This is a genomic window from Rothia endophytica, assembly GCF_039543885.1.
GTDB lineage: Bacteria > Actinomycetota > Actinomycetes > Actinomycetales > Micrococcaceae > Rothia > Rothia endophytica.
This window is the reverse complement of sequence record NZ_BAABKP010000003.1, coordinates 35414-58376: the sequence shown is the minus strand read 5'-3', so window position 1 is coordinate 58376 and position 22963 is coordinate 35414. Positions and strand designations below refer to the sequence as shown.

Here is a 22963-nt window from a genome sequence, read left to right as displayed (position 1 = left end):
TTAGCCCTTTTCTGCAGCGGAGTTTGAATAGAGTTCCATCAGAGGCGCCTGTAAGGTGAGCCAGGGGCTAAAGGCCCAAGGGGTTGCGGTAAGACTAGTCCTAAGGTCGGATGGAGAAACCCAACGGTACTCTAGAACCTCAGCTGGGTGCGGGGTCAAACCACCGTTCAAATGTGCGGTAAAGACCGGGCATACTTCGTTTTCAACCACACCGCTGGCATCTACGGCACGGTATCTGAAATCAGGTAATTCGATGCTTACCTTCTCTAGCGTGGCACCGAGCTCCCCCCGTGCGTGGCGTGTTAGTGCGTCTGTGATACTTTCGCCGGGCGTGGGGTGACCGCAGAAAGAATTGGTCCATACCCCGGGCCAGGTTTTCTTGCTCAAGGCCCGGCGGGTCATCAGAACTTCCCCGTTCCCGTTGAGCACATGACACGAGAATGCAAGATGTAGGGGCGTTTTAGCTGTGTGCACCATATTTTTGGGCGCGACGCCCACAGGCTGGCCCTGCTCGTCGACTAGCACGACGTCCATAAGTTCATATCCTCCCAGGAGCAATTATCAGAAGACTACTTGTTTTTGGCTGGTCTGAAGCGTTCAACACCCCCCTTTTATTATTTAACCAAGGTAAAGTGGTTTTTCCTCTTTAAAAGTAAGAACGCCGCACCCGGCCCGGGTGCGGCGTCCTTCTTTGTTACTTTAGGCGACGTCGTGCTTCTCTTGCATAGCGCGGCGGATAAGCCATACCAGGCAGGCAAGCAGGGCTAGGGCGATGACTGCGTAGACCACGGTGGAGTACTGGTCGATGACGTGTTCTACGGCGTGCCAGTTTTCACCCAGAATCCAACCCAACCAGATGAGCAGGGCGTTCCACACGGCTGAACCAGCTAGGGTGTAGAGGCCGAAGGTGAGGGGGTGCATGCGGTCGATGCCGGCGGGAACTGAGATGAGGGAACGCACGCCGGGGATGAGGCGACCGAGCAGGATAGAGACCTTGCCGTAGCGGTCGAACCAGGCGAGGGCCTTATCGACGTCATCAACCTTGACCAGCCACATCCATGCCGCAATTTTGCGTAGACGCTCAGCGCCAATGGCGGCACCGACATAGTAGAGAAAGTAGGCGCCGGCAAGGGAACCGGCAGTTGCCCAGATGAAAGCGGCTACCACGTTCATGGACCCCTGTGAGGAGGTGAAACCTGCCAGCGGCAAAATGACCTCAGAAGGGATAGGAGGGAAGACGTTCTCAAGGAACACCGCTAGACCTACACCCGGTGAACCGATGGCCTCCATGACCGAGATGATCCAGTCAATAATATTTTGGAGCATGCATGCCCTCTTTCATGCTAGAGGCGGGCTTATCCCTCGCCAGAAAAACTGTATTCATTCTTGCTTACCTACGTGGGAAAAGTCAGAAGGCTGCTGGTGAGTCAGCTGGGGATTTTGGTCATAGAACCTAAGGGTGGACGCCGGGCGGTGTTTCTTGGGCGCAGGAGCCAGAATCTCGCCTTACGTGCCCTCAGAAAGCCCACACCCTGCGGGTTGTGTCCCCACTTTTGTATAAAACCACATTACAAATAAGCCTCCGTATGCACTGGTCAGGCAAGCATTCTGACCCGACTTTTATTAGGGTGGAAATATGAACAGTGCATTTTCTCGAAGAACAGCTCTTAAAGGTGCCGCCTGGTCAGGTGCTGCCACCCTGGCTATCTCCGCGCCAGCTGCCCACGCGGTATCCGACTATGCCTACTACAATGCCAGTAGCCAGAGTGGTCGCCTGTCCTTGAACAGCGATGGCAACCGGGTGCTTAACCTCTTTACTGATTTGCCGGTAGCCCCGGAACCAGCAGGCTTCTCAGTAGGCTACGAAAGCGGCCAGGCCGTGGACGCCACCGCCCAGCTAGCACGCCTGGACTACTACTTTGCGGTGCCCGCAGAGTGCGCTTCTGCGCAAGAACCCCAGCTGCTGGATGATTGCACCGAGTCGTGGACTGAACCCCGGCTAGTGGAAGAAACGGTAACAACAGCTCAGGGAGTCACTCCTGATCTCACTGGCTATCGTCTCTATGTCACCAGCTTCACCGGCCCTTCCAACAACCCAGCGCTCTTAGATGAGGCAACTGCCACCTGGCCCGGGAGTGAAATCAGCCTCTGCATGGTTGGGAGGAGTGCAGAAGAAGTGACTCTTTACGCCGGTTACGTGACCTCCTTTACGACCGACAGCGGTTTCACCCGTGATAACGCCACCCTCGTCCAGCAACTCACGGTAACCTAGCAGGCGGTAGGCGCGCGTCGTCATAATACGCAACGTGAGAAACACTTGTTTATCTGGTGAGGGCTAGACCACTATGAAGAGTGAAGACCTGTCCCCTTTCCAAGGAGCACCACGTGGCCGAGCATACCTTTGGCTTCCGCACCCGCGCCCTGCACGCTGGCGGCACCCCCGATGCTGAGCACGGGGCGCGCGCCGTGCCCATCTACCAGTCCACCTCCTTCGTTTTTAAGGACGCGGATGACGCCGCTAACCTTTTTGCCCTGCAAAAGTACGGCAATATCTACTCGCGTCTGGGTAACCCCACGGTGGCAGCCCTCGAAGAACGTATCGCCTCGCTAGAGGGCGGTATCGGTGCTGTTGCTACTGCTTCGGGTATGGCTGCAGAGTTCATTACCTTCGCTGCCCTCTGCCAGGCGGGGGACCACATCGTGGCGTCCTCCAACCTTTACGGCGGCACCATCACCCAGCTAGATGTCTCCCTGCGTCGCTTCGGTATCGAAACCACCTTTGTCGATGGCACTGACCCTGCCGACTACGCCGCTGCTATCCGCCCCAAGACCAAGGCGCTCTACACTGAAATCGTTGCTAACCCCTCGGGTCAGATTGCTGACCTGCCCGGCCTGGCAGCTGTCGCCCATGAGAACGACATCCCCCTGGTGGTCGATGCGACCCTCTCCACCCCTTACCTGATCCGTCCCATTGAGCATGGGGCTGACATCGTGATTCACTCGGTGACCAAGTTCCTGGGCGGGCACGGCACCACCCTGGGCGGTGTCGTGGTTGAATCTGGCCGCTTTAACTGGGGTAACGGCAAGTTCCCCACCATGACCGAGCCGGTGCCCTCCTACAACAACATTTCCTGGTGGGGTAACTTCGGCGAATACGGCTTCCTGACCAAGCTACGCAGCGAACAGCTGCGCGACTTCGGCCCCTCTCTACCCGCCCAGTCAGCTTTCAACCTTCTGCAGGGCGTTGAGACCCTGGCGCAGCGCATGGACGCCCACCTGGCAAATGCGCGCGCCGTAGTCGAGTGGCTGGATGCCGACCCCCGCATCTCCTACGTCAACTATGCTGGCCTGCCCACCCACCCCCACTACGAGCGCGGTCAGCAACTCCTGCCGCTGGGCGTAGGCTCGGTCTTCTCCTTTGGCGTTGCCGCTACCGAGAAAGCTGGTGGCCGAGACGTTGGTGCCGAGTTCATCGGTGCCCTGCAGTTGGCCTCCCACCTGGCTAACATCGGGGATGCCCGCACGCTGGTGCTGCACCCGGCGTCCACCACCCACCAGCAACTTACCCCCGAGCAGCTGGCCGCCGGTGGCGTCAACGAAGATTTGATTCGCATTTCGGTGGGTCTCGAAGACCCCGAGGACATCATGTGGGACCTAGACCAGGCACTCACCCATGCATCCGGGCGTAACTACGCCGGTGAAACCGTGGGCGTTGCTAGCGCTGATCAGCTGGTCGAACGCCGTGCAGCCGCTGAGGCAGAAGCCCTAGCGCAGAAAGAAGCACTGAAGGCAGATGCCGCAGCCCACGCCGCCGAGCGCGCCGCTCGCGAGATTTCCCGCCCCAAGAAGGAGGCATAAACCATGACTGAACGCACCTGGGAAGGTCCCAGCGCCCCTGAACGTCTCGCGATTCTGCACGATACGAAAAGCATTGCCATTGTGGGTATGAGCGATAAAATTTCGCGTTCCTCCTACTTCGTAGCAAGCTACCTGCAGTCCTCTAGCCCCTACACGCTCTATTTCGTGAACCCTATTCTTGCTGCCAAAGGTAAGGAAGTTCTGGGGCAGAAGGTGTACGCCTCCCTGGCTGATCTGCCGGAAGCCCCTGATATGGTGGAGATTTTCCGCCGCAACGAGGATCTGCCGGGCGTAGTGCAGGAGTCTATCGACGCCGGCGCTAAGACCGTGTGGATGCAGCTGGGCTCCTGGAATGAGGAGGCCGCGCGACTGGGGGAAGGTGCCGGGCTGAATGTAGTGATGGACCGCTGTGTCAAAATTGAGTACGCCCGCTTCCATGGCGGTTTGCACCTCGCAGGCTTCGTGACCGGTGTGATTTCCTCCAAACGGCAGGTGCTGGCCTAGGCACACTTGCCCCGCACCGTCACCTGAGAAGCTGAGGGCGGAGCGAGACCATGAACGATGATGAACTGACCCAGGAAAAGTTGAGCCCTGAAGCATAGGCAATACGAACCTTCAGGCGACTATCATTGCGCTATTTATTCTGCTCTACGTGCCTTATACCTTTGAAGGCGCGCTAATGAGCCCCCCACCTTCGTAGGCATTGTTCTGGGCGTGATGATTGCGCGCGTGATTTCCTTGCATTTTAACCGTTGGGTGCCGGTCCCAGGCATAGGCTGAGACCGGCAGTAGCTGTTGCTGAAACCTTCAGCTGTGCCTCACCTCTTCCGCACAGCTGAAGGTTTCACTAATTCTCGGCGCGGGTTAGGCTAAAACCATGAAACTTCTTGAGCCCCGGCCCGTTCCGTTGGGTGGCTTGCGCGCCATGACCGTGCGCCGTCTTCTTCCTTCCAAAGAACGCCGCATGATTGGTGCCTGGTGTTTCGTGGACCATTACGGCCCGGATGACGTGGCGGCTACCGGCGGTATGCGCGTGGCACCCCACCCCCACACCGGCCTGCAAACCGCCAGCTGGATCTTCACCGGAACCGTTGAGCACAGGGACTCCCTGGGCACTGTAGCGGACGTGCGCCCCGGCGAACTCAACCTCATGACAGCTGGCTACGGCATTAACCACAGTGAATATTCCACCGCCGACACTCAGGTGCTCCACGGGGTGCAGCTCTGGATTGCCCTACCCGAGGGCCACCTTAATACTGAACCCGCTTTTGAGAACTTTGTGCCTCCGACCCTCACCTTTGCCGCCCGTCAGGGGGCGCACGGTGCAGACAGTCTCCCGCTGCAGGCCCGCGTCTTTCTGGGAGAGCTCTCCCTCACCATGGGCAGCGCTACCTTGCAGGGGACTTCCCCGGTGCAAACCTTTTCGCCCCTACTGGGAGCTGAAATTCTGGTGGGCGCACCGGGATCAGACCCCGAAGCTGACAAGAACCCACCTGCGGATGCTCCACACCAACACTTCACCCTAACCCTGAACCCCACTTTCGAACGTGGCATCTTGGTGGACACCGGAGCCGCTATCGTGCAGGGGTGCCGTATTGAGGCAGACCAGATGCTCTACCTTGAGCCCGGCTCAGATACCCTAGCCATCGAAACGGTGGGGGAGACCCGCCTCATCGTTCTAGGTGGCCAGCCCTTTGGCGAGCGCATCACCATGTGGTGGAACTTCATTGGGCGAAACCACCAGGATATTGCGGACGCCCGCGCCGCCTGGCAAGCGCAGGTAGAGCAGTTTGAGCCCGGTGCTGAAGAGGGATCCGTGACCGATGGTGCCCTGGCAGAAGGGGCCACACCTGAAACCGCGGCGGGGGTCTACCCACGCTTTGGCGGCGTCGTGCTACTACCGGCAGAGTATGGGGAGAGTATGCCCGTGATCCCTGCCCCTCAACTGCCCCCGGTTACTCTTAAATCACGCGGAGATTAAGCTCCCTGTCCCTCAACGGTGCAAAGAATACTGCCGCGCCAACATTCAATACTTTGAAGCTAATAGTTGGCATGCTAACCCTCGAGGTGATGAATGGCACGATAATGATAAAAAACAGCTAATTTACAGGGTTTTTTGCGTTCCGCGCGCCAGATAGACGCATTTTAAGCAGGGTTTTATAACGATTTGGTATACATCGTTACCAAATCGTTATATGCTGTTCAGAGTCCAATCAGCTTCTGGGAACTTGCCTCGAAGCAAGTAGAGCCAAAGACAGCCCAGTTCAACAGGCGGGTTGCTGAAATTCTAACGAAGGAAAAGGTATTAACGTGCGTCGTTCACTCTCAGTAGGTGCGGTAGGTGTAGTTCTAGCAGGCGGTGCTTTTGCAGCCGCTAACGCAACCAATGAAGCTCCGCAGACCACCGCAGATAACGGTGCAGTAGTTTCTGCCCCCTTGCTCAAGTCATTCGCCCTGGCCGGCGAGGGCAAGATTGCTCTTTGGGGCGTGCCCGCTTACATTGTGGCCCCCGAGAAGCCCGTTGAATCAACCCCCGTTGTTGAAGAAGCTGTCGTTGAAGAGGCTCCCGTTGAGGAAGCTCCTGTGGTTGAGGTAGTGGTTGAAGAGGCTCCTGTTGAAGAAGCCCCTGTTGAAGAAGCTCCCGCAGAAGTTGCCGTTCAGGCTGAAACCGTAGAGGTTATCGAGGCTACTCCTGTTGTTGAAGAAGCACCCGCTCCTGCCGTTGAAGCTGCACCTGCTCCTACTGTCGAAGCTGCACCTGCTCCTGCTGTTGAAGTAGCACCTGCTTCTACTGTTGAAGAAGCACCTGCTCCTGCTCTTTCAGCAGCTAGCAACTCAGCTAAGCGCGATGCTGTAGTTGCAGCTGCCCTCGGTTACGCAGCGGTAAACGCTCAGACCGACTGCACCATGCTGGCCACCAATTCACTGCGCGCCGCTGGCATCAACTTCCACGGCTGGCCCATGGATTACATGCAACTGGGTACCGTTACTTCCAACCCCCAGCCTGGCGACCTCGTACTCTACGCATCCAACGGCTTCGGTCAGCAGCACATCGCTGTTTACATTGGCAACGGTCAGGCAGTACACGGTGGCTGGAACGGCATGGGAACCACTATCTTCTCAGTCAACCTACCCACCGGCTCAGCACCTATCTATGTTTCACCTGCTGGCCTGTAAGGTCTAAGGCTCTCTAGCTTTTCTCAAGCGCCACCTCTTTCTCTAAGAGGTGGCGCTTTTGTATGCCCGGGTATCACCAGGGGTGACGGTAGGCTGCCGGTGGCTAGACGAAGAGCTTTAGGTGCGTATATGTAACTTGTATCACAAAAGATGTAGGGTGGATGTATGCACGAGTTTTTGCGCGGTGATCCAGTGCGCGATGAGGTCAATCGTGTGCTGGGAGCTTTAGAAGATAACATTTGGTCTCATACCTATGAATCACGCTACCTAGACTTCAAAGAAGAAGCCGGCCGACGTAACGGGCGCGGCGAAATACTTCCCTCAAACCCACATAATGAGGAAGCCGCCTTTGCACTGGCGGGGGAGGCCACCTGCATGGCTAACACGGAGCACGGCGGTGCCCTGATTGTGGGGGTGGCAGACGGGGGCGACATTATTGGCACCGAAATGGACGCCGCCTGGTTGCGGGGGCGTATTTACGCGCTCACTGAGCACCAACTGACCGTGAGCATTCAGGAGGTGCACATTAGGGGCCGTAGGTTGCTCGTCATCTTGGCGCCCCAGGCGATTGAGCCGGTGCCCTGGAAAGATATTATTCACTGGCGGGTTAAGGACCAGTGTATGGCGGTGACCGAAGAAGCGTGGAGGGAGCGCCAAGGGCGGAGTCTCAGCTTTGACTGGTCAGCTCAGGATTCCAAAATCCCCATCTACCACGTGCGCCCGGCCGCTTTGAACGCCGCCCGCAGTTTCTTAGACGCGACGGGTTTGCCCAACCACCTCGATCTGTCGAGAGCTGATGATGAGGATTTGTTGCGCCGCTTGGGTGTAGTGACAGCACAAAATACTTTTACTAACGCTGGCTACCTGCTGTTGATTGGGCGAGGCCAGCCAGATATTACTTATCGCTTCTTCGCTAAGAACCATAAATACTCCGTTTTGCCGCCGGTCTACCAGGAAGGGAAAGCACCTCCGCGGGCGTCCCTGTTGGAGGAACTTGCCACAGTATTTGCCCACATTGAACGAGCCACCCGTATTTGCGTCCTGGAGACTGAGCTGGAGTATGCTGCTGAAACCGGCGAGAGTCAGTATCAGAGCCTGCAGGATGTTGACCTGGCAACCTATGAGAAGCCGGGGAGGCTGCTCACCCAGGTGCCCCCGCGGGCTATTAAAGAGGCCCTGATCAACGGGGTGGCGCATCGAGACTGGGCTGCATCTGCCCCGGTGGATGTATGGCATTCGGCTAGTTCAGTGATGGTTGGTTCAATCGGTGGGTTCTTCGGCGGGGTTACGGCTGAGAACCTGGGGCAACACCCGCCTCGATCCCGAAATAACGCCCTGGTACAGGTGCTAGTGGAGCTCCACCTCATGGATTACCAGGGTGGAGGCATCACTACCCTGCGCAGAGAAATGCTGAAGCGCGGTATGCCAGCCCCTCTGATTGAGGAAGTAGCTGATGGGGATGCGGTGCGGGTGCAGCTAACTGCTGAGGGGCAGGATGTGGTGTGGGCGTGCTTTATTAGAGAGTTAGCTCCCCGACGTTTGCGGCGGGATCTTGACCTTCTAATCCTTCTGCACCATATCGTTATCCATGGTTATGTAACTCTTTGCACAGCCCAAGAATTAACGGCTAAGCCTGAACGCCAATGCCTTAATGCCCTTGCCAGCCTTGAAAAATCCCATCTGGAGGGGGAGCCAGCGGTTTTTGCTAACCCTTGCAGATTGGGCACAGGGGACACCTTATGGGAACTCACCGATACGGCGGTGAAGAAGCTGAACTCTCTGCGAGACCGGTACGCTTTCAGTCACCAGAAACCCTAGCGGGCAGCAACTTTCCTTGTACTGGTTCGTGGTCTTAGTTACATGCCCGCAGGATGCCCTAGAAGCGGGTCATAAACTTGTAACAATAATTGTCCTAGCTGGCGGCGCCTGGTATAGGCTCAGACAATACATTTACATATCCGAAAGGCAACTGACCCATGGCAGGTTTTACCACTCGTGCTATTCATGCCCTCCACGGTATCGAAGAAAACGCGGTTGTTCCCCCGATCTATACCTCAACCACCTTTGGTCAGCCCACTGACGGCACCGAAGGGCCTTTCGAATACCAGCGCGGCGGTAACCCTACCCGTTCTAACGCTGAAATCACCCTGGCAGCTCTTGAGGGCGCTGAGCATGCTTACGTCTACGCTACCGGCATGGGCGCTACCGCCGCTGCCATGGGAATCCTGAAGTCAGGCCAGACCATCATGCTGGGCATGCCCGTCTACGGCGGTAACTACCGCATGGCGACCATCGAAATGCCCAAGCGCGGGGTCAGCTACGAGTTCGTGCACGACTTTACCGCTCTTACCGATGCTGACTTTGTGGGTAAGGACGTGGGCATGATTTTCCTGGAAACCCCCACTAACCCTACCCTGCGCGTGGTTGATATCAGGGCAGTAGCCGAGATTGCCCACCGTAACGGGGCGGTGCTGGTCGTGGATAACACCTTTATGACCCCCTACCTGCAGCGCCCCCTCGAGCTGGGTGCTGACATCGTGGTCCAGTCCGCCACCAAGTACCTGGGCGGTCACGCTGACCTGCTGGCAGGTGTCGCCACCACGAATGATGCTGCCTTGGCAGACGAGCTCTTCAAAGCCCAGCTGATTACAGGCAACGTACTCTCACCCATCGACTCCTACCGCCTGATTCAGTCGGTCAAAACCCTGGCAATCCGCATGGATCGCCAGCAGCAGAACACCGCCCGCGTGCTGGAGGCAGTCACTGCCCACCCTGCCGTCCAGAAGGTCTACTTCCCCGGTTCCCACAGTGAGGCTGAAGCCCAGTTGCAGGCCGCCCAGTCAAGCGGCAACGGCGCGCTCTTTTCCTTCACCATGGCGGAGGGCAAAGATATCAAGGCCTTCTTGGACGCCCTGCAGGTCTTTACCTTCGCTGTGTCGCTGGGTGGCATTGAGTCTCTGGTCTGCCTCCCCTCCACCATGACCCAGGGCGCTTTCAGTGACGAGGACCTGGAAGCCTCAGGCATGACCAAGCGCCTGGTGCGTGTGGCCGTAGGTATCGAAGAAGCAGAGGATCTCATCGCCGATATCACTGCAGCTCTCGATGCCGCCTAAACTATCAGTAATATCCCCCTTTTTTCCTGCCCAGAAAGGCAAGACCATGAATGTAAATCGTCGTACCATGTTCTCACTCACCGGGGCTGGTGCCCTTGCCCTAGCGCTGGCTGCCTGCGGTGGCTCATCAGAGAACTCTTCAACCGCTGCTGCCGATAAGCTCCAGGCCATCAAGGATGCCGGCAAAATCCGCGTGGGCTTTGAAGGTACCTTCGCCCCCTGGAACTACCACAACGAAACCGGTGAGCTAGTAGGCATGGAGAAGGAAATCGCTGACCTAATCGCCGCTGACCTCGGTGTTGAAGCTGAATACATCGAAACTCAGTGGGACTCCCTCATTGCCGGTGTGGATGCTGACCGCTATGACATCGTCATCAACAACGTCTCACCCACCGCGGAACGCCAGGAAAAGTACGATTTCTCGGTGCCCTACGTGGCATCCGAAGGCAAGGTTGCTGTGCTGGATAGCTCAGAGCTGCAGTCCGTCAGCGACCTGAACGGCGCCACCGCAGCTAGCTCCGAGACTTCCAACTTCCGTACCCTGCTGGAAGAAGCTGGCGCTCAGATGACGATCGTGACCGGCTTTGATGAGGCCATCGAACAGGTGCTCACCGGCCGTGTGGATGCCTGCGGTAATGATGCCGTTACCTTCTCCTACTACCAGGAACAGCACCCCGATGCTCCCATCCGCCTGCTGGACGGCATTCTGGGTGAACCTTCAGAGGCTGCGATTTTGATGCCCAAGGGTGCCACCAGCCTGCAGGACGCCATCAATGAGTCCCTGAAGAAGCACATGGAGAACGGCGACTTCAAGGCAATCTTCGAGAAGTACGTCGGGATTGACCTGACCCCCGCGTCCTAAGGCGCACCCCTACCCTAGGACACCATGGATCGTTATATAGAGCTCTGGGTGGAGTCCCTGCCGCAGCTGCTGCTGGCCGCTGCGCAGGTCACCATCCCTCTCACCATCATCGCCTTTGTGCTTTCGCTGGTGATTGGTCTGTTCTCCACCGCAGCCCGCAACCTGGGCAGGTTCAACCCGCTTAACTGGCTAGCCACCACGTATGTGTGGTTCTTTCGCGGCACCCCGCTGCTGGTTCAACTCTTCTTGGTGTTCTACGGTCTGCCCCGTGTGGGCATCACCCTGGATACCTGGAGCGCTGCCATCATTGCGCTGAGCCTCAACACCGGCGCTTACGTGGCGGAGACGTTCCGCTCTGCCTATGCCTCGATTCCGCGGGGCCAGTTTGAGGCAGCTCGCACCCTGAACTTCACCCGGGCTCAGACCCTGCGCCACGTGGTGATACCGCAGGCAACCCGCATCGCCCTGCCCCCGCTAGGTAATGACCTGATTGACCTGGTGAAGGGAACCTCCCTGGTCTCTGTGATTTCTATGGTGGATCTCTTCCAGTCCGGTAAGCAGGTGGCGGCCCGCACCTTCGAGCCCCTGGCCATGTACCTTGAGGTCGCAGCTATCTACCTGGTTATTTTCACCCTGCTGTCCATCGGCCAGCAGTACCTGGAAAAGCGCACCAGTCGCTATGTAAGGACCGCCAATGCTTAGCGTTAAAAACCTGTCAAAGAGCTTTGACGGCAACACCATTTTGCGTGAGATTTCTCTGGACGTTGCCGCTGGGGAAACCACGGTAATTCTGGGGCCCTCTGGCTCGGGTAAATCTACCCTGTTGCGCTGTCTCAACCTCTTGGAAACCCCTGAATTAGGTCAGCTTTCAATCGAGGGCGATACCGTCGATTTTGGCACTGACCTCACCGACGAGCAGGTGCGCACCATCCGCCAGCACTCTGCCATGGTCTTTCAGAACTTCAACCTCTTCCCGCACCTGACCGCCCAGCAGAATGTTGCCCTGGCCCCGGTGCTCAACGGTAAAAAGAGCAAAGCTGAGGCTAAGAAGCTGGCGGGCCAGTTACTGGCTAAGGTGGGTTTGGAGCACAAGGCTGATGCCTACCCCGATAACCTTTCCGGTGGGCAGCAGCAGCGCGTAGCTATCGCCCGTGCTCTGGCGGTAGCCCCCGACTACCTGCTCTTCGATGAACCCACCAGCGCCCTGGACCCCGAGCTTGAAGCCGAGGTGATTCAGGTGCTGATGGGCCTCGCGGCTGAAAAGCGCTCCCTGGTAGTGGTTACTCACAACATGGCCTTCGCGCGCCGCGTGGCTGACCGCATCATCTTCCTGGACGGCGGCACTGTTGCCTACAACGGCGCCCCGGCTGGGTTCTTCGCCTCGGACCACGCCCGTATTCAGCGCTTCCTGCAGATTTTCGAGATGACAGACTACAAGATTTAGCCGCTCACCCGGCGTCCCCATAAAAATACCCGCTGTGTCTTACCGGTGCCCGCTGTGGTGGGCCCCTATTCCCGCAGTTGTAACGGTGGCGGGGCAGCGTCAGCGATAGCGAAGGTGCCCGTTGTGTACCGTTAGCACTCGATTCAGGGGGGTATACCTGCCCGACAAAGTGGGTGTTTTAGACTTAGGATGCCGGTGTTCTAGTCCTGTAAGAAAGCCTTGACGATGGGCTGCCCGGTCACTGATCCAAAGTCGCCGTCCTCAACTACTAGCGCTACCGCCATATCCTCGTGCACGGCGATGACCCATGAGTGGGTTTTGGGTGGGGTTTCCTTGCCGTACTCGGCGGTGCCAGTCTTGCCCATAGCGGTATCAGGGGTTAGCTGGCGCAAATCGCCCAGGGAGCCCTCGGTGACAACAGCCCGCATCATGGTTTTCAGTTGCTTCGATTCAGCGGCTGTGACGGCAGCTCCCGCTGCCGGCTGGGCGTCCGCTAGGTCCTGGCCTTTGACGAGCACCGGAGTAACTATCTGCCCTTGAGCTGCGGAGGCCGCCAGCACTGCCATAGAAAGAGGTGATACCGACACTTCGCCCTGACCAATCAGGGAGGCTGCGTGCAGGGCCTGGGTGTCTGCATCGGGCACGTTACCCATGAAAGTATCGACACCCAAATCCAAGGTCATCCCCACACCCAGCCCGTGGGCTGCTTCTTGAAGATTAGCCTGCGAAACGGTATCGCGCTCATTGATAAAAGCGGTATTCGCTGACTGCGCCAGAGCAGTGGTGAGGGTCTGTGAGCCCGTGGCAGAGGTCGGGTAGCCCGGTGCGTTTTTGAAGGTTACCCCATCCACGTTCACCGAGTCGGTGATCTCAACCTGCGACTCGGGAGTCTTACCCTGGCGTAGCAGAGCTAGAGCTGAGGCTACCTTGAAGATGGACCCCGGGGCGTACTGGGCGAGCAAGGCAGTGGAAAAACCTTCGGAGGCTTCAGCGTTGGCGGCTGCCAGCAGTTCACCGGTGGACAGTCTCAGAGCTACCAGGGCGCTGGGTGATTCCTGGTCTTTGAGGAGGTCCACCGCTTTTTCTTGTAATTTCACATCCAGAGTGGTGGCTAGGTCGGTGCCGTGAGTGGGTTCACTGCTGACGACGCTCTTCAGGGCCGCCTGACGTGTCTGGGCACCGGTTTCATCAATCTCAACCAGGCTTACGGTGTAACCCGCCGACCCGGCTAGTAGCTCGTTGAACCGCCCCTGTAAGCCGCCGCGTCCAATGGTTTCACCGCCCAGGAGCTTGCCTTCTGATGCCTCGATGTCTTCTGCGGTTGCTTCACCCACGCTTCCTAAAATATCGGGGGCAAAGCTGCTGCTGGGGGCCAAGGGGAGTTCACCTATTGCGCCGTGGTAGCCCTCAATGGCGTCCAATGCCTGCTGGTCTAGGGCATCAAAGGCACGCTGTCGCAGGGTAATAGCCTGGACAAATTGCTGCTCGCCACCTGCCTGAACTGCGGACCAGTAGGTATCGGGGTCAATTTCAACTAGTCGTGCAAGAGCGCGGGCCGATGACTCCTGCGCGGCAGGGTCGCTGATCTTAGATTTATCAATGCCCAGGGTGACCACCGGTCGCAGGGTCACCACTTTCTCGCCCCCAGCTCCGGTAATATCACCGCGGGTAGCGGCACTGGTGTCAAGGCGTAGCGCCTGATTCTTTGCTAGATCTGGGTGGATGCTGGCGGGTGTCCAGCGGTAAGCCCATTCCCCGTCTTCTTCAAGCAGAGCGGCCTCGGTGGTGTAGTCAAAAGTCTGGGTGGAGCCGGGAATTTTCCAGGACCATTTCAGTGTCACTTTCTGGCCCTCGTCCGCTTTCGCTAGTGACTCTACGGAGACGGTTGGGGTAGCGCTCTTCATGTAACCAACTGCCCGGTTGAAATCATCCGCGCCGGTCGGAACGTCCTGGCTGAGCTTAATGCCGCTCATATCTTTCTTGGAAAGTCCCTGAGCTAGCTGCTCGGCGAACTCTTGCGCCCCCGAACCAGATGAACAGGCGGCGAGAGCGGGAACGAGCAGGGCGGATGCTGAGGCGGCGATAAAGACGCGGCGGGAGAAGGTAGCCATGAGAACAGTGTAATCAGTGACCTACCTTACCGACCGTATCTGCCTAGCTCTTACTTCCGGGTTTCGTAAAGGGGAAGGCCAGCACGCCGCGGATCTGGGTCCGTAACACAATGAGGCGATCAATGCCGATCCCCAGACCGCCCATGGGCGGTAGGCCGTTTTCCAGGGCATAGAGGAAGTCATCGTCCATTCACATAGCCTCAAGATCACCGGCGGCAGTTTTCAGCAACTGCTCGGTCAGACGGCGGCGTTGCTCCAAGGTGCCCGCCATCTCGGAGGAGGCCGTGCCCATTCCTGTCCGCTCAGATTCCACCCTTAGCATGTCGCCCGCGTGTTGGTCAGTAAACTGAGCATTGGTGGGGTAGAACTAACCTAGAAGGTTAAACCCCGTGCGAAGGAGTACCCCGTGAAGATCCTGCTGACCGGCGCCACCGGCTACATTGGCCAGAACCTCATGAAGCGGCTCAAAGACCGCCACCACATCGTCGCCATTTCCCGCAGCACTGAGGGCAAAGAAGACGAACCTAACGTCACCTGGAAAAGCGCCGATCTCTTCGACCCCCAGCAGGTCAGCGATGTTATGGAAGGAGTGGAGCTCGCCATCTACCTGGTGCACTCCATGCAACCACAAGCCAAGCTGACCCAGGCGTCCTTCGAAGACATGGACGCCCTGCTGGCAGACAACTTTGCCCGCGCCGCCGCCAAGCATAAGGTGAGGCGCATCGTCTATCTCAGCGGCATCATCCCGCAGGACGGAAAGAAGTTCTCCCGCCACCTGCGCAGTCGCCTGGAATGCGAGAAAATTCTGGGCTCCTACCATGTGCCCGTGACTACTCTGCGTGCCGGTCTGATTGTGGGCCCGGAAGGCTCATCCTTCCCCATTCTGCAGTCCCTGGTTGAACGTCTACCCGGCCTGGTAGTGCCCAAGTGGGCTTATAACCGCACCGACCCCGTGGCGCTCCAAGACGTCATGGACGCCTTCGAAAAGATCATTGAATCGGATGAATTCGGTCAGCAAGCCATCGACATCGGCGGCCCCCAGGAGATGAACTACAAGGACCTCTTCGCCCAGACCGCTGAGGTCATAGGCAAGAAACTGCCCATGGTAGACCTGCCCATCATCCCCGTTTGGCTCTCCAAAGCCTGGGTCACCCTGATTTCTAACAAACCCAAAGAGATGGTTAACCCCCTGCTCGAAAGCCTGGTGCACAGCATGGTGGTTACCGACGAGCACTATGTCGAGGGTATCTCCAACGCCCCCACCAGCTTCAAAGACAGCGTGAAGGCCGCGCTCAAGGATCAGAAGCCGCAGAAATTCACCCTCTCCCACTTGCCACTGCCCTTCACCGGAGGCAGGTCAGGTTCTGACCGTAACGATGTGAAGTCCATTCAGCGCGTCACCGTGCCGCAGGGGTGGACAGCACGGAGCACCGCGGACTACTACCTCACCTGGCTAGAGCGCAGCAGTTTTGGTCTAATCAACACCGATATCACGGATCATGATGCCCAGGTTAGGCTTCCTTTTACCAGCAAGCCCCTGCTGGTGCTGAAGAAGCCCGCCGCGGCGGCCTACGAGGATTTTGCCACCTACCTGATTGCCGGTGGACGCCTGGCGCTGGCCCGTGATGACAGCCGGGCACGCCTGTCCTTCCGCCAGGTGCTGGACACCAACCAGGTTATTATCGCCATCCACGAGTTTGAACCAGCCCTGCCTTGGCGTGTTTACAGCCTAACTCAGGCCCGCTTGCACCTGCTGGTTATGACTGCTTTTGGCTACGAAGTCAAAGCGCTGGCAGCGGTGGAGCGCTGGCGTCAAGACGGCATCATCCCCGAGGCTTTCGGCAACTGTCTAGAACGTCTTATGGGCGCACCCGCCCCGCAGGGCGCCAACTAAACCTTCAACCCTTCACCTCTATTCCTGATAAGGAGACCCGATGAAATTCCTTCCAGCATTCGCCCTCAGCAGCGCGGCAGTTACCGTCACGGCCGCCGTCGGTTCCCTGGTGACCACACCGGATGACCTCTGGTACAAGGCACTCAAGAAGCCCTCTTTCCAGCCGCCCGCCCTTGCGTTCCCTATCGCCTGGACAGCGCTTTATGCCAGCATCGCTAGTGCTTCTACCCAGGTGCTGACCGCTGAAACCCCGGCACCCAGCACCGTGCAACCCGCCGGTGTCTGGCAGCGTGAGCAGGATGAGTTGGAACGTAAGGTGCGCCACTACAAGGTAGCCTTGGGCGCCAACCTGGTGCTGAATGCTGGCTGGTCAGCAATCTTCTGGCAGGGGCGTAATTACAAGCTAGCCACCGCTGAAGCTGCGCTGCTGGCCGCGTCCTCCATTGACCTGGCGCGCCGTGCCTACCAGATCAAGCCTGCCGCCGGGGCGTTGCTGCTGCCCTACGCCGGGTGGACCAGCTTCGCCGCCGTGCTCTCAGGCGCCATCGCCAAGCTCAACCCCTAGTCTAGGAAATTATGGGAACAAGCAATACCGCTGGCCAAGAAATCAATGAAACTGCTTACCTGGCACAGTCGCCACAGAACGCGCGCCGTCTCATGGGTTCTATAAGCCGGCTGGAAGAGGGCGGAACCGCGAGAGCTACCTCAAATACGACTGAGGCAAAAGTGAAATTGACGCCCCTGCAGATTACTGTGGGGCAGGTGCCCAGCCAAGAAGAACTGGTAGATCTCTACACCGCAGTCGGTTGGACTGCCTACACAGACAACCCAGCCTACCTGGTGCCTATGTGCGCCGGTAGCCTCTACCTTGCCTGCGCCCGCGATGCCTCAGGGCAACTGGTAGGTCTGGTACGAGCTGTCGGCGATGGGGTCAGCATCAGCTATATCCAAGATCTGCTGGTGCACCCGTGTTACCAGCGTCAGGGCGTGGGCGGGCAGCTGCTGGACGCCGCGCTAGAGGCCGTGGGGAACGTCCGGCAGGTCTACATCACGACTGATACCCACGTCACCAACCAACACGTCATTGATCTTTACCTGGCTAAGGGCTTCAAGCCTATCGGTGACTACAACTGCGTTACCCTGGCACGGTTGCGCTAGCGTTCCGCCAGCACCTGCGCGATAGCATCCAGCGCTTCTTCGTTCTGCAGGGAGGATACATCCCCCAGGGTGCGGCCCTGGTAGAGCTCGCCCAGGAGGCGGCGGGTAATCTTGCCCGAGCGGGTCTTGGGGATATCAGCCACCGCCACCACGTCCTTAGGTTTGGCAATGGGGCCAATGGCGTGGCGGACGTGCTCCAGCAGTGCCGCTTTCAGATCCTGTGCGCTCAGTGCCCGCCCAGCCTCAGACAGGGTCACGTAGGCGACCGCCTGGTGGCCGGTCAGCTCATCCTCCACCGGGCAGACACCCGCCTCCACCACGGCCTCGTGGGTGACCAGGGCAGACTCAATCTCAATGGTAGAGAGGCGGTGGCCGGAAATATTAATAACATCATCGATGCGGCCCAGGATGTAGGTATCGCCCAGCTCGTCGGTCTTAGCGCCGTCGCCGGCCAAGAACCAACCGCGCTCGCCAAAGTGCCGCCAGTAGGAGTCCAGGTAGCGCTGAGGGTTGCCCCAGACCGTGCGCGCCATGGACGGCCCAATTTTATCCACCACAATGAAACCCTGCTCGCCGGGCGCTACATCCCGCCCAGCCTCGTCCACCACGCGGGTGGAAATGCCGGGCACACTGCGGGTAGCGCAACCGGGCTTGGTCTCCAGGGAGGTGCCAGGCACCTGCCCGGACGCCGCGAACCTGCCCGCCGGGGCGAACTGAGGGTCGTGCGGGCGCGGGGAGCAGACCGTTGAGCCGGTCTCAGACTGCCACCAGGTATCAATGAAGGACGCGGTGCCGCCGCCCACGTGGGTGCGCAACCAGCGCCAGGCTTCGGGGTTAATAGATTCCCCTACCGACCCCAGCAGGCGCACCGACGAGAGGTCGTACTTGCCCGCGGGCAATCCATCCGGGAAGGCACCCATCAGCGAGCGAATCAGGGTGGGGGCGGTGTAGTAGTTGGTCACCCCGTAGCGCTCGATGATCTCAAAATGGCGCTCAAAGGTGGGGGTGTTGGGGGTGCCCTCGTAAATGACCTGGCTGACGCCGCTCAGCAGCGGTCCGTAGATTTCGTAGGTGTGGGCGGTGACCCAGGCAAGGTCGGCAGTACACCAGTGCACGGTGTCGCGGACGCGGGCGGGATCGTTGGTGGCCGCCAGTTCATCGACGCGCAGGGTGCCGTCCGCTCCCGTGGTTTCAGGTAGCAGGTCAAAGAGCAGGGCATGGGTGTAGGCGGTCTGGGTCAGGTAGCCACCGGTAGTGTGCACCAGGCCTTTAGGCTTGCCCGTGGTACCGGAGGTGTAGATGATGAAGAGCGGGGTCTCAGCGTCAAAGAACTCGGGGGAATGGGTCTCAGGCAGACCTTCAATGAGCTCGCGGTACCAGACGTCGCGGCCCGGCGTCCAGGGCACAGCGCCCCGCGCTTGGTCGGTGCCAGCGGTGCGGTCCACCACGATGATGTGTTCAATCTGGTTCTCACCGGAGCATGCCTCATCGGCGTTCACCTTGACTGGCACGACCGAGCCGCGGCGATTCTGCCCGTCGGTGGTAATGAGTACCTTGGCGCCGGTATCCTCAACGCGGAAGCGCAGCGCCTCGGCTGAGAAGCCACCGAAGACCAAGGAATGAATAGCGCCGATGCGGGCGCAGGCCAGGGTGAAGATCACCGTTTCAGGGATAACTGGCAGGTAGATGACGACCCGGTCGCCCTTGGTGACGCCCAGTTTTTCAAGGCCGTGGGCGGCGCGGGCGACGCGACGCTGTAACTCGGCGTAGGTAATAGCCTCGCGGTCGCCGGGTTCCCCCTCAAAGAAGAGCGCCACTTTATCCCCGCGGCCGGCCTCAACGTGGCGGTCTACGCAGTTGTAGGAAGCATTGAGCGTCCCGCCCTCAAACCAGCGAATCTGCGGCACCGTGAACTGCTCTACACCGTCTGCATCGGTGCCCAGGCTCTGGGGTTTCTTGAAGGTGTGAGCCTTCTGCCAGGTGGTTTCCCAATCCAGGCGCTGCGCCTGTGCCTCCCAGAAAGCGATGCGGGCGGCGTCGGATTCGTGCGCCGGGTTAGGTGTAGGGGTGCCGGGATCGGTGTAGGTGAAGGTGGCAGGTGCGCTCAAGGGATTCTCCCATCGGTAGCTGGCAGTAGCACCGGCGCCTCATGTGAACCTGCGCCCCTTTGTTCCAAGCTCAAGTGCTCTGACGGTGGGGGCTGGTATGGCGTGGTTGCTGCGATCGTTAGCGAGCCAGGTCTCTGAGATCGCTCTGGATGGTTTGCGTGCCCTTCCAGCCTAAAGCCCGCCCGGGTGACGGCTCTAACCGTGACGCCCCTTAACGTTTGTGACGCTCCGTGACAGCCCGCCGTCCGCTGGATCCCTCCGCCCGATGGCCCAAAGCTTCACCGGCGTGACGTAAGAACATGCCGGTGAAGTTTAGGCTTATCCTGGAAGCCGGGGCTAGTTGGAGGGGAAGCGGACCTTGACCCAGCGTTCAAAAGCACCCAGAGCCAGGTCGGTCAGCTTACCCAGAATCGCTAGGAGGACGATGGCCAGCAACAGGCGGTCGGTGCGGCCGTTGTTCTGGGAGTCAGTGAGTAAGAACCCGAGCCCCATGGACGCACCTAGCAGCTCAGCTGCCACCAGGAAGAGCCAGGCCTGAGCGAGGGCCAGACGCAGCCCCGAGACCACCGCGGGCAAAACCGCCGGTAGCTGAACCGTAGTGAAGAGACCCAGCCCGCGGATGCCGAAGGTGCGGGCCGCTTCAACCAGTTTGGGGTCCACATGGGCAAGCGCGGCTGAGACAGTGGTATAGACCGGGAAGAAAGCACCGATGGCGATGAGAGTGACCTTTGAGTTCTCACCGATGCCAATCCACAGCAGGAGCAGGGGAACCCAGGCCAGAGAGGGAACAGCGCGTAGCGCCCCGATGGTGGGTGCCGCGAGCAGGTTAGCCCAGCGGGAGAGGCCCACCCAGGCACCCAATGCCAGGCCCAAGAGGGCACCAATGGTGAAACCAAGGAGGACGCGCTGGGTTGAGATCGCAATGTGTGTCCCCAGCTGGCCGCGTCCAAGAAGGTCAAGGGCTGCTGCAACCACCCTAGATGGTGCGGGCAACTGGACGGCGCTGAACACCCCGGTCAAGCTCAGGTACTGCCAGAGTGCCAGCAGAGTGAGAGGAAGCAGAGCGCCTAACCAGGGCAGCCAGCGGTGGCCTCGGGTGCTCAGTTGCACGGGCCGTGAGGACGCCCCCGCCCGGCTACGTGCTACTCGCTTAGTTTCGGCGGGGCGGGTATCAGTGGCTGGAAGCAAAGACATGGCTATTCACTCACCAGAGCCGAGATATGTGCAGGGTCAGCCTGGGTGGCAAAGGAATCGTGGATGAGACTGCCCAAAGCGGAGTCCACATCAGCCTGGGTGGCGACGTCCCCGGACTCAACCAGGTAAGGGCCAACCCTTGTCAGCACGGTGCGCTGGGCCTCCCCGGGCACGTTATCAATGTCTAGATTGGTTCGTTCCCAGACGGTGCGTGCGGTTTCTAGCGTGACACCCGATTCATCCGCCAGAATCTGAATGGCCTCATCTTCGTTAGCTAGAGCCCACTCGCGGGCGTACTCGTAGGTATCAACAATGGTCTGAGCAGACTCGGGATCAGAAGCGATGAAGTCCTCAGTAGCGTTCAAAAAGCCGTAGGTATTGAAGTCAACGTTGCGGTAGAAGAGGATGTTTCCGTCTTCAATTTCAGTGCCCGCCATGATGGGGTCTAGCCCGCTCCAGGCATCCACCGAGCCCTTGGTGAGAGCGGTGCGGCCGTCAGCGTGCTGGAGCTGCTCGATCGTGACATCCTGCGGTGATACATTGTTTTCTTCAAGTGCCTGGAGCAGGAAGAAGTAGGGGTCGGTACCCTTGGTGACTGCAACTGACTTACCGGCCAAGTCTGCAACCGAGGTGATACCGGAGTCGGGGGTGGTGACCAGAGCAGCCCATTCTGGCTGGGAGTAGAGGTCAATCACCTGAATGGGGGAGCCGTTCGACCGGGCAAGGAGCGCCGCTGACCCGGCGGTTGAGCCGACGTCAAGAACCCCAGACCGCAGAGCCTCATTAGCCTTATTCGACCCCGCTGACTGCACCCATTCCACGGTCTTACCCTCATCCTGGAGAGCAGTCTCTAGCCACCCTTTTTCCTTGATGATGAGGGAGAGCGGGTTATAGGTGGCGTAGTCGACAGTGATTGTGGTGTCCGCGGCTGAGGCTGAGACTGAGGCCTCAGGGGTTGCGTTTTCACCTGCCAGGCAGCCGGTCAGTAGCAGGGTGCCAGCGGCCAGGAGGGCGGAGGATTGGGCGAAACGAGAAAAGATTGACACGGGGTTTCCTTGAAATTTCGTAGTGTGTAGGTGCAAGAAGCAAGGGCCAGGTGGGGCAGATACCCGGTAAAGTAGAGGGCTGATACTTAGTGCTCTTCGACGCCGAGCTCAGCCAGCAATTCTTTGCGCAACAAAGCGAGGTCTAGATCCCCGCGATCACGGGGCCGGTGCCCGGGAACCTCAACCGTTCGGGTAATAGTGGCAGGCGAGTGCGGATCAGATGTGCCTAGCACAATCACGCGATCTGATAGGTAAAGAGCTTCTTCCACATCGTGGGTAACCAATAGGATGGTTGCGGGGTCCTGAGCATGAATATCCAGCAGCAAATCCTGCATTTTGATACGCGTCAGGGCATCCAGCGCACCAAAAGGCTCATCGAGCAGAAGGACGCCGGGGTTACGTGCTAGCGCTCTCGCCAGGGATGCCCGCTGCGCCATGCCTCCTGAAATCTCGCGGGGGCGATGCGCCGCATAATCCCCCAACCCCACCAACCGCAAGAGGGCATCAACATGCTGCCGAGCGTCGTCCTTAGGGGTGCCCTTGGGTAGCCCCAGAGCCACATTCTTAGCAATAGACCGCCAGGGTAAAAGCCTGGGCTCCTGAAACCCAATAGCTACCCGTGAATCTAGGCCACGAACGGCAGCGCCGTCGATGGTGACCTCACCCGCGCTGGCTGCTTCCAAACCAGCCGCTACACGTAGCAGCGTTGATTTACCGCAGCCTGAGGAACCAATAATCGAAATAATCTCACCCGGATAGGCGGTGAACGAAACACCTTCGAGGACCGTGTGGACTGCCCCGCGCTCGCCGGCGAAGCTCTTAGCGATGCCCGAGAAGCTGATGTCACAGGCGGTGAGGGTGTGCTGTAGCGTGAGTGCGCTCATTGCTTTCTCCATCGTTTCTTGGCGTTAGCACCGGCCCCTATTGTGGGTGGTTGCTGCGACGTCGTGGAGCCAAGTCTCTCGGTCGCTCTGGATGGTTATCGGTGGCTTCAGCCT

General features: G+C 58.9%; 21 protein-coding genes and 1 riboswitch. Of the genes, 13 read left to right on the top strand and 8 right to left on the bottom strand.

What is annotated here, in order from left to right; all coding sequences use genetic code 11:
* Together idi and ABD982_RS08420 are read right to left on the bottom strand one after the other, a co-directional pair.
* A complete protein-coding gene (idi, locus tag ABD982_RS08425; RefSeq protein WP_345446421.1) occupies positions 1-534 on the bottom strand; it encodes an isopentenyl-diphosphate Delta-isomerase in 534 nt (177 codons plus the stop codon).
* Between the two features lie 165 nt (positions 535-699).
* Positions 700-1326 (bottom strand): DedA family protein, encoded by a 627-nt coding sequence (locus ABD982_RS08420; RefSeq protein WP_345446419.1) that lies wholly within the window; start codon positions 1324-1326, stop codon positions 700-702.
* A 310-nt stretch (positions 1327-1636) separates the two neighbouring features.
* On the opposite strand from ABD982_RS08420, the gene ABD982_RS08415 reads away from it, so the two are divergent.
* From ABD982_RS08415 to ABD982_RS08370, 10 genes are all read left to right on the top strand, one after another.
* Entirely contained in the window at positions 1637-2272 is a 636-nt protein-coding gene (locus ABD982_RS08415) for a hypothetical protein (RefSeq protein ID WP_345446417.1), read from the top strand.
* A gap of 113 nt (positions 2273-2385) precedes the next feature.
* Positions 2386-3858, top strand: a complete 1473-nt coding sequence (locus tag ABD982_RS08410; protein ID WP_345446415.1) for an O-acetylhomoserine aminocarboxypropyltransferase/cysteine synthase family protein — start codon at positions 2386-2388, stop codon at positions 3856-3858.
* 3 nt (positions 3859-3861) lie between these two features.
* Positions 3862-4362, top strand: a complete 501-nt coding sequence (locus tag ABD982_RS08405; RefSeq protein ID WP_345446413.1) for a CoA-binding protein — start codon at positions 3862-3864, stop codon at positions 4360-4362.
* A 373-nt stretch (positions 4363-4735) separates the two neighbouring features.
* Positions 4736-5839 (top strand): pirin family protein, encoded by a 1104-nt coding sequence (locus tag ABD982_RS08400; RefSeq protein ID WP_345446411.1) that lies wholly within the window; start codon positions 4736-4738, stop codon positions 5837-5839.
* A gap of 329 nt (positions 5840-6168) precedes the next feature.
* The gene (locus tag ABD982_RS08395) at positions 6169-7035 is read left to right on the top strand and encodes an NlpC/P60 family protein (RefSeq protein WP_345446409.1); all 867 of its coding nucleotides are present in this window, start codon (positions 6169-6171) and stop codon (positions 7033-7035) included.
* Between the two features lie 165 nt (positions 7036-7200).
* Complete coding sequence (locus tag ABD982_RS08390) at positions 7201-8853, top strand: RNA-binding domain-containing protein (protein ID WP_345446407.1); 1653 nt, start codon at positions 7201-7203, stop codon at positions 8851-8853.
* Between the two features lie 158 nt (positions 8854-9011).
* Positions 9012-10148 (top strand): trans-sulfuration enzyme family protein, encoded by a 1137-nt coding sequence (locus ABD982_RS08385; protein WP_251380301.1) that lies wholly within the window; start codon positions 9012-9014, stop codon positions 10146-10148.
* Positions 10149-10194: 46 nt separating this feature from the next.
* Positions 10195-11010: a transporter substrate-binding domain-containing protein gene (locus ABD982_RS08380; protein ID WP_251380300.1), complete on the top strand. Its 816-nt coding sequence runs from the start codon at positions 10195-10197 to the stop codon at positions 11008-11010.
* Positions 11011-11034: 24 nt separating this feature from the next.
* Entirely contained in the window at positions 11035-11712 is a 678-nt protein-coding gene (locus ABD982_RS08375; protein WP_345446404.1) for an amino acid ABC transporter permease, read from the top strand.
* Entirely contained in the window at positions 11705-12454 is a 750-nt protein-coding gene (locus ABD982_RS08370; protein ID WP_345446402.1) for an amino acid ABC transporter ATP-binding protein, read from the top strand. Before ABD982_RS08375 ends, ABD982_RS08370 begins: the two co-directional genes overlap by 8 nt.
* A gap of 200 nt (positions 12455-12654) precedes the next feature.
* Here ABD982_RS08370 and ABD982_RS08365 read toward each other — a convergent pair whose 3' ends face one another.
* Positions 12655-14565 carry a penicillin-binding transpeptidase domain-containing protein gene (locus tag ABD982_RS08365; RefSeq protein WP_345446400.1) on the bottom strand — a complete coding sequence of 637 codons (1911 nt, stop codon included), beginning with the start codon at positions 14563-14565 and terminating at the stop codon, positions 12655-12657.
* Between the two features lie 43 nt (positions 14566-14608).
* Entirely contained in the window at positions 14609-14755 is a 147-nt protein-coding gene (locus ABD982_RS11390; protein ID WP_486374958.1) for an amino acid--tRNA ligase-related protein, read from the bottom strand.
* A gap of 216 nt (positions 14756-14971) precedes the next feature.
* Here ABD982_RS11390 and ABD982_RS08355 point away from each other — a divergent pair, with 216 nt between their 5' ends.
* The 3 genes from ABD982_RS08355 to ABD982_RS08345 are packed head-to-tail and all read left to right on the top strand — an operon-like array spanning position 14972 to position 17617.
* Positions 14972-16459 (top strand): NAD(P)H-binding protein, encoded by a 1488-nt coding sequence (locus ABD982_RS08355; RefSeq protein ID WP_345446398.1) that lies wholly within the window; start codon positions 14972-14974, stop codon positions 16457-16459.
* A gap of 40 nt (positions 16460-16499) precedes the next feature.
* On the top strand, positions 16500-17024 hold the full coding sequence (locus tag ABD982_RS08350) for a TspO/MBR family protein (protein WP_345446396.1): 525 nt from the start codon (positions 16500-16502) through the stop codon (positions 17022-17024).
* Between the two features lie 11 nt (positions 17025-17035).
* On the top strand, positions 17036-17617 hold the full coding sequence (locus tag ABD982_RS08345; RefSeq protein ID WP_345446394.1) for a GNAT family N-acetyltransferase: 582 nt from the start codon (positions 17036-17038) through the stop codon (positions 17615-17617).
* On the opposite strand, the gene ABD982_RS08340 is transcribed toward ABD982_RS08345, so the two are convergent.
* From ABD982_RS08340 to ABD982_RS08325, 4 genes are all read right to left on the bottom strand, one after another.
* Positions 17614-19725 (bottom strand): AMP-binding protein, encoded by a 2112-nt coding sequence (locus ABD982_RS08340; protein ID WP_345446392.1) that lies wholly within the window; start codon positions 19723-19725, stop codon positions 17614-17616. The genes ABD982_RS08345 and ABD982_RS08340 overlap by 4 nt on opposite strands.
* A gap of 336 nt (positions 19726-20061) precedes the next feature.
* Positions 20062-20919: an ABC transporter permease gene (locus ABD982_RS08335; RefSeq protein WP_345446390.1), complete on the bottom strand. Its 858-nt coding sequence runs from the start codon at positions 20917-20919 to the stop codon at positions 20062-20064.
* A gap of 2 nt (positions 20920-20921) precedes the next feature.
* Complete coding sequence (locus ABD982_RS08330; RefSeq protein WP_425570036.1) at positions 20922-21965, bottom strand: aliphatic sulfonate ABC transporter substrate-binding protein; 1044 nt, start codon at positions 21963-21965, stop codon at positions 20922-20924.
* A gap of 86 nt (positions 21966-22051) precedes the next feature.
* Positions 22052-22849 (bottom strand): ABC transporter ATP-binding protein, encoded by a 798-nt coding sequence (locus tag ABD982_RS08325; RefSeq protein ID WP_345446388.1) that lies wholly within the window; start codon positions 22847-22849, stop codon positions 22052-22054.
* A 5-nt stretch (positions 22850-22854) separates the two neighbouring features.
* Positions 22855-22947, bottom strand: a riboswitch (SAM riboswitch).
* Positions 22948-22963: the final 16 nt, after the last annotated feature.

Coding starts and splice junctions, on each gene's coding strand:
- ABD982_RS08375 (WP_345446404.1), top strand. CDS start 11,035: ATGGATCGTTATATAGAGCTCTGGGTGGAGTCCCTGCCGCAGCTGCTG.
- ABD982_RS11390 (WP_486374958.1), bottom strand. CDS start 14,755: ATGGACGATGACTTCCTCTATGCCCTGGAAAACGGCCTACCGCCCATG.
- ABD982_RS08385 (WP_251380301.1), top strand. CDS start 9,012: ATGGCAGGTTTTACCACTCGTGCTATTCATGCCCTCCACGGTATCGAA.
- ABD982_RS08415 (WP_345446417.1), top strand. CDS start 1,637: ATGAACAGTGCATTTTCTCGAAGAACAGCTCTTAAAGGTGCCGCCTGG.
- ABD982_RS08405 (WP_345446413.1), top strand. CDS start 3,862: ATGACTGAACGCACCTGGGAAGGTCCCAGCGCCCCTGAACGTCTCGCG.
- ABD982_RS08345 (WP_345446394.1), top strand. CDS start 17,036: ATGGGAACAAGCAATACCGCTGGCCAAGAAATCAATGAAACTGCTTAC.
- ABD982_RS08400 (WP_345446411.1), top strand. CDS start 4,736: ATGAAACTTCTTGAGCCCCGGCCCGTTCCGTTGGGTGGCTTGCGCGCC.
- ABD982_RS08365 (WP_345446400.1), bottom strand. CDS start 14,565: ATGGCTACCTTCTCCCGCCGCGTCTTTATCGCCGCCTCAGCATCCGCC.
- ABD982_RS08390 (WP_345446407.1), top strand. CDS start 7,201: ATGCACGAGTTTTTGCGCGGTGATCCAGTGCGCGATGAGGTCAATCGT.
- ABD982_RS08350 (WP_345446396.1), top strand. CDS start 16,500: ATGAAATTCCTTCCAGCATTCGCCCTCAGCAGCGCGGCAGTTACCGTC.
- ABD982_RS08370 (WP_345446402.1), top strand. CDS start 11,705: ATGCTTAGCGTTAAAAACCTGTCAAAGAGCTTTGACGGCAACACCATT.
- ABD982_RS08325 (WP_345446388.1), bottom strand. CDS start 22,849: ATGAGCGCACTCACGCTACAGCACACCCTCACCGCCTGTGACATCAGC.
- ABD982_RS08335 (WP_345446390.1), bottom strand. CDS start 20,919: ATGTCTTTGCTTCCAGCCACTGATACCCGCCCCGCCGAAACTAAGCGA.
- ABD982_RS08380 (WP_251380300.1), top strand. CDS start 10,195: ATGAATGTAAATCGTCGTACCATGTTCTCACTCACCGGGGCTGGTGCC.
- ABD982_RS08420 (WP_345446419.1), bottom strand. CDS start 1,326: ATGCTCCAAAATATTATTGACTGGATCATCTCGGTCATGGAGGCCATC.
- idi (WP_345446421.1), bottom strand. CDS start 534: ATGGACGTCGTGCTAGTCGACGAGCAGGGCCAGCCTGTGGGCGTCGCG.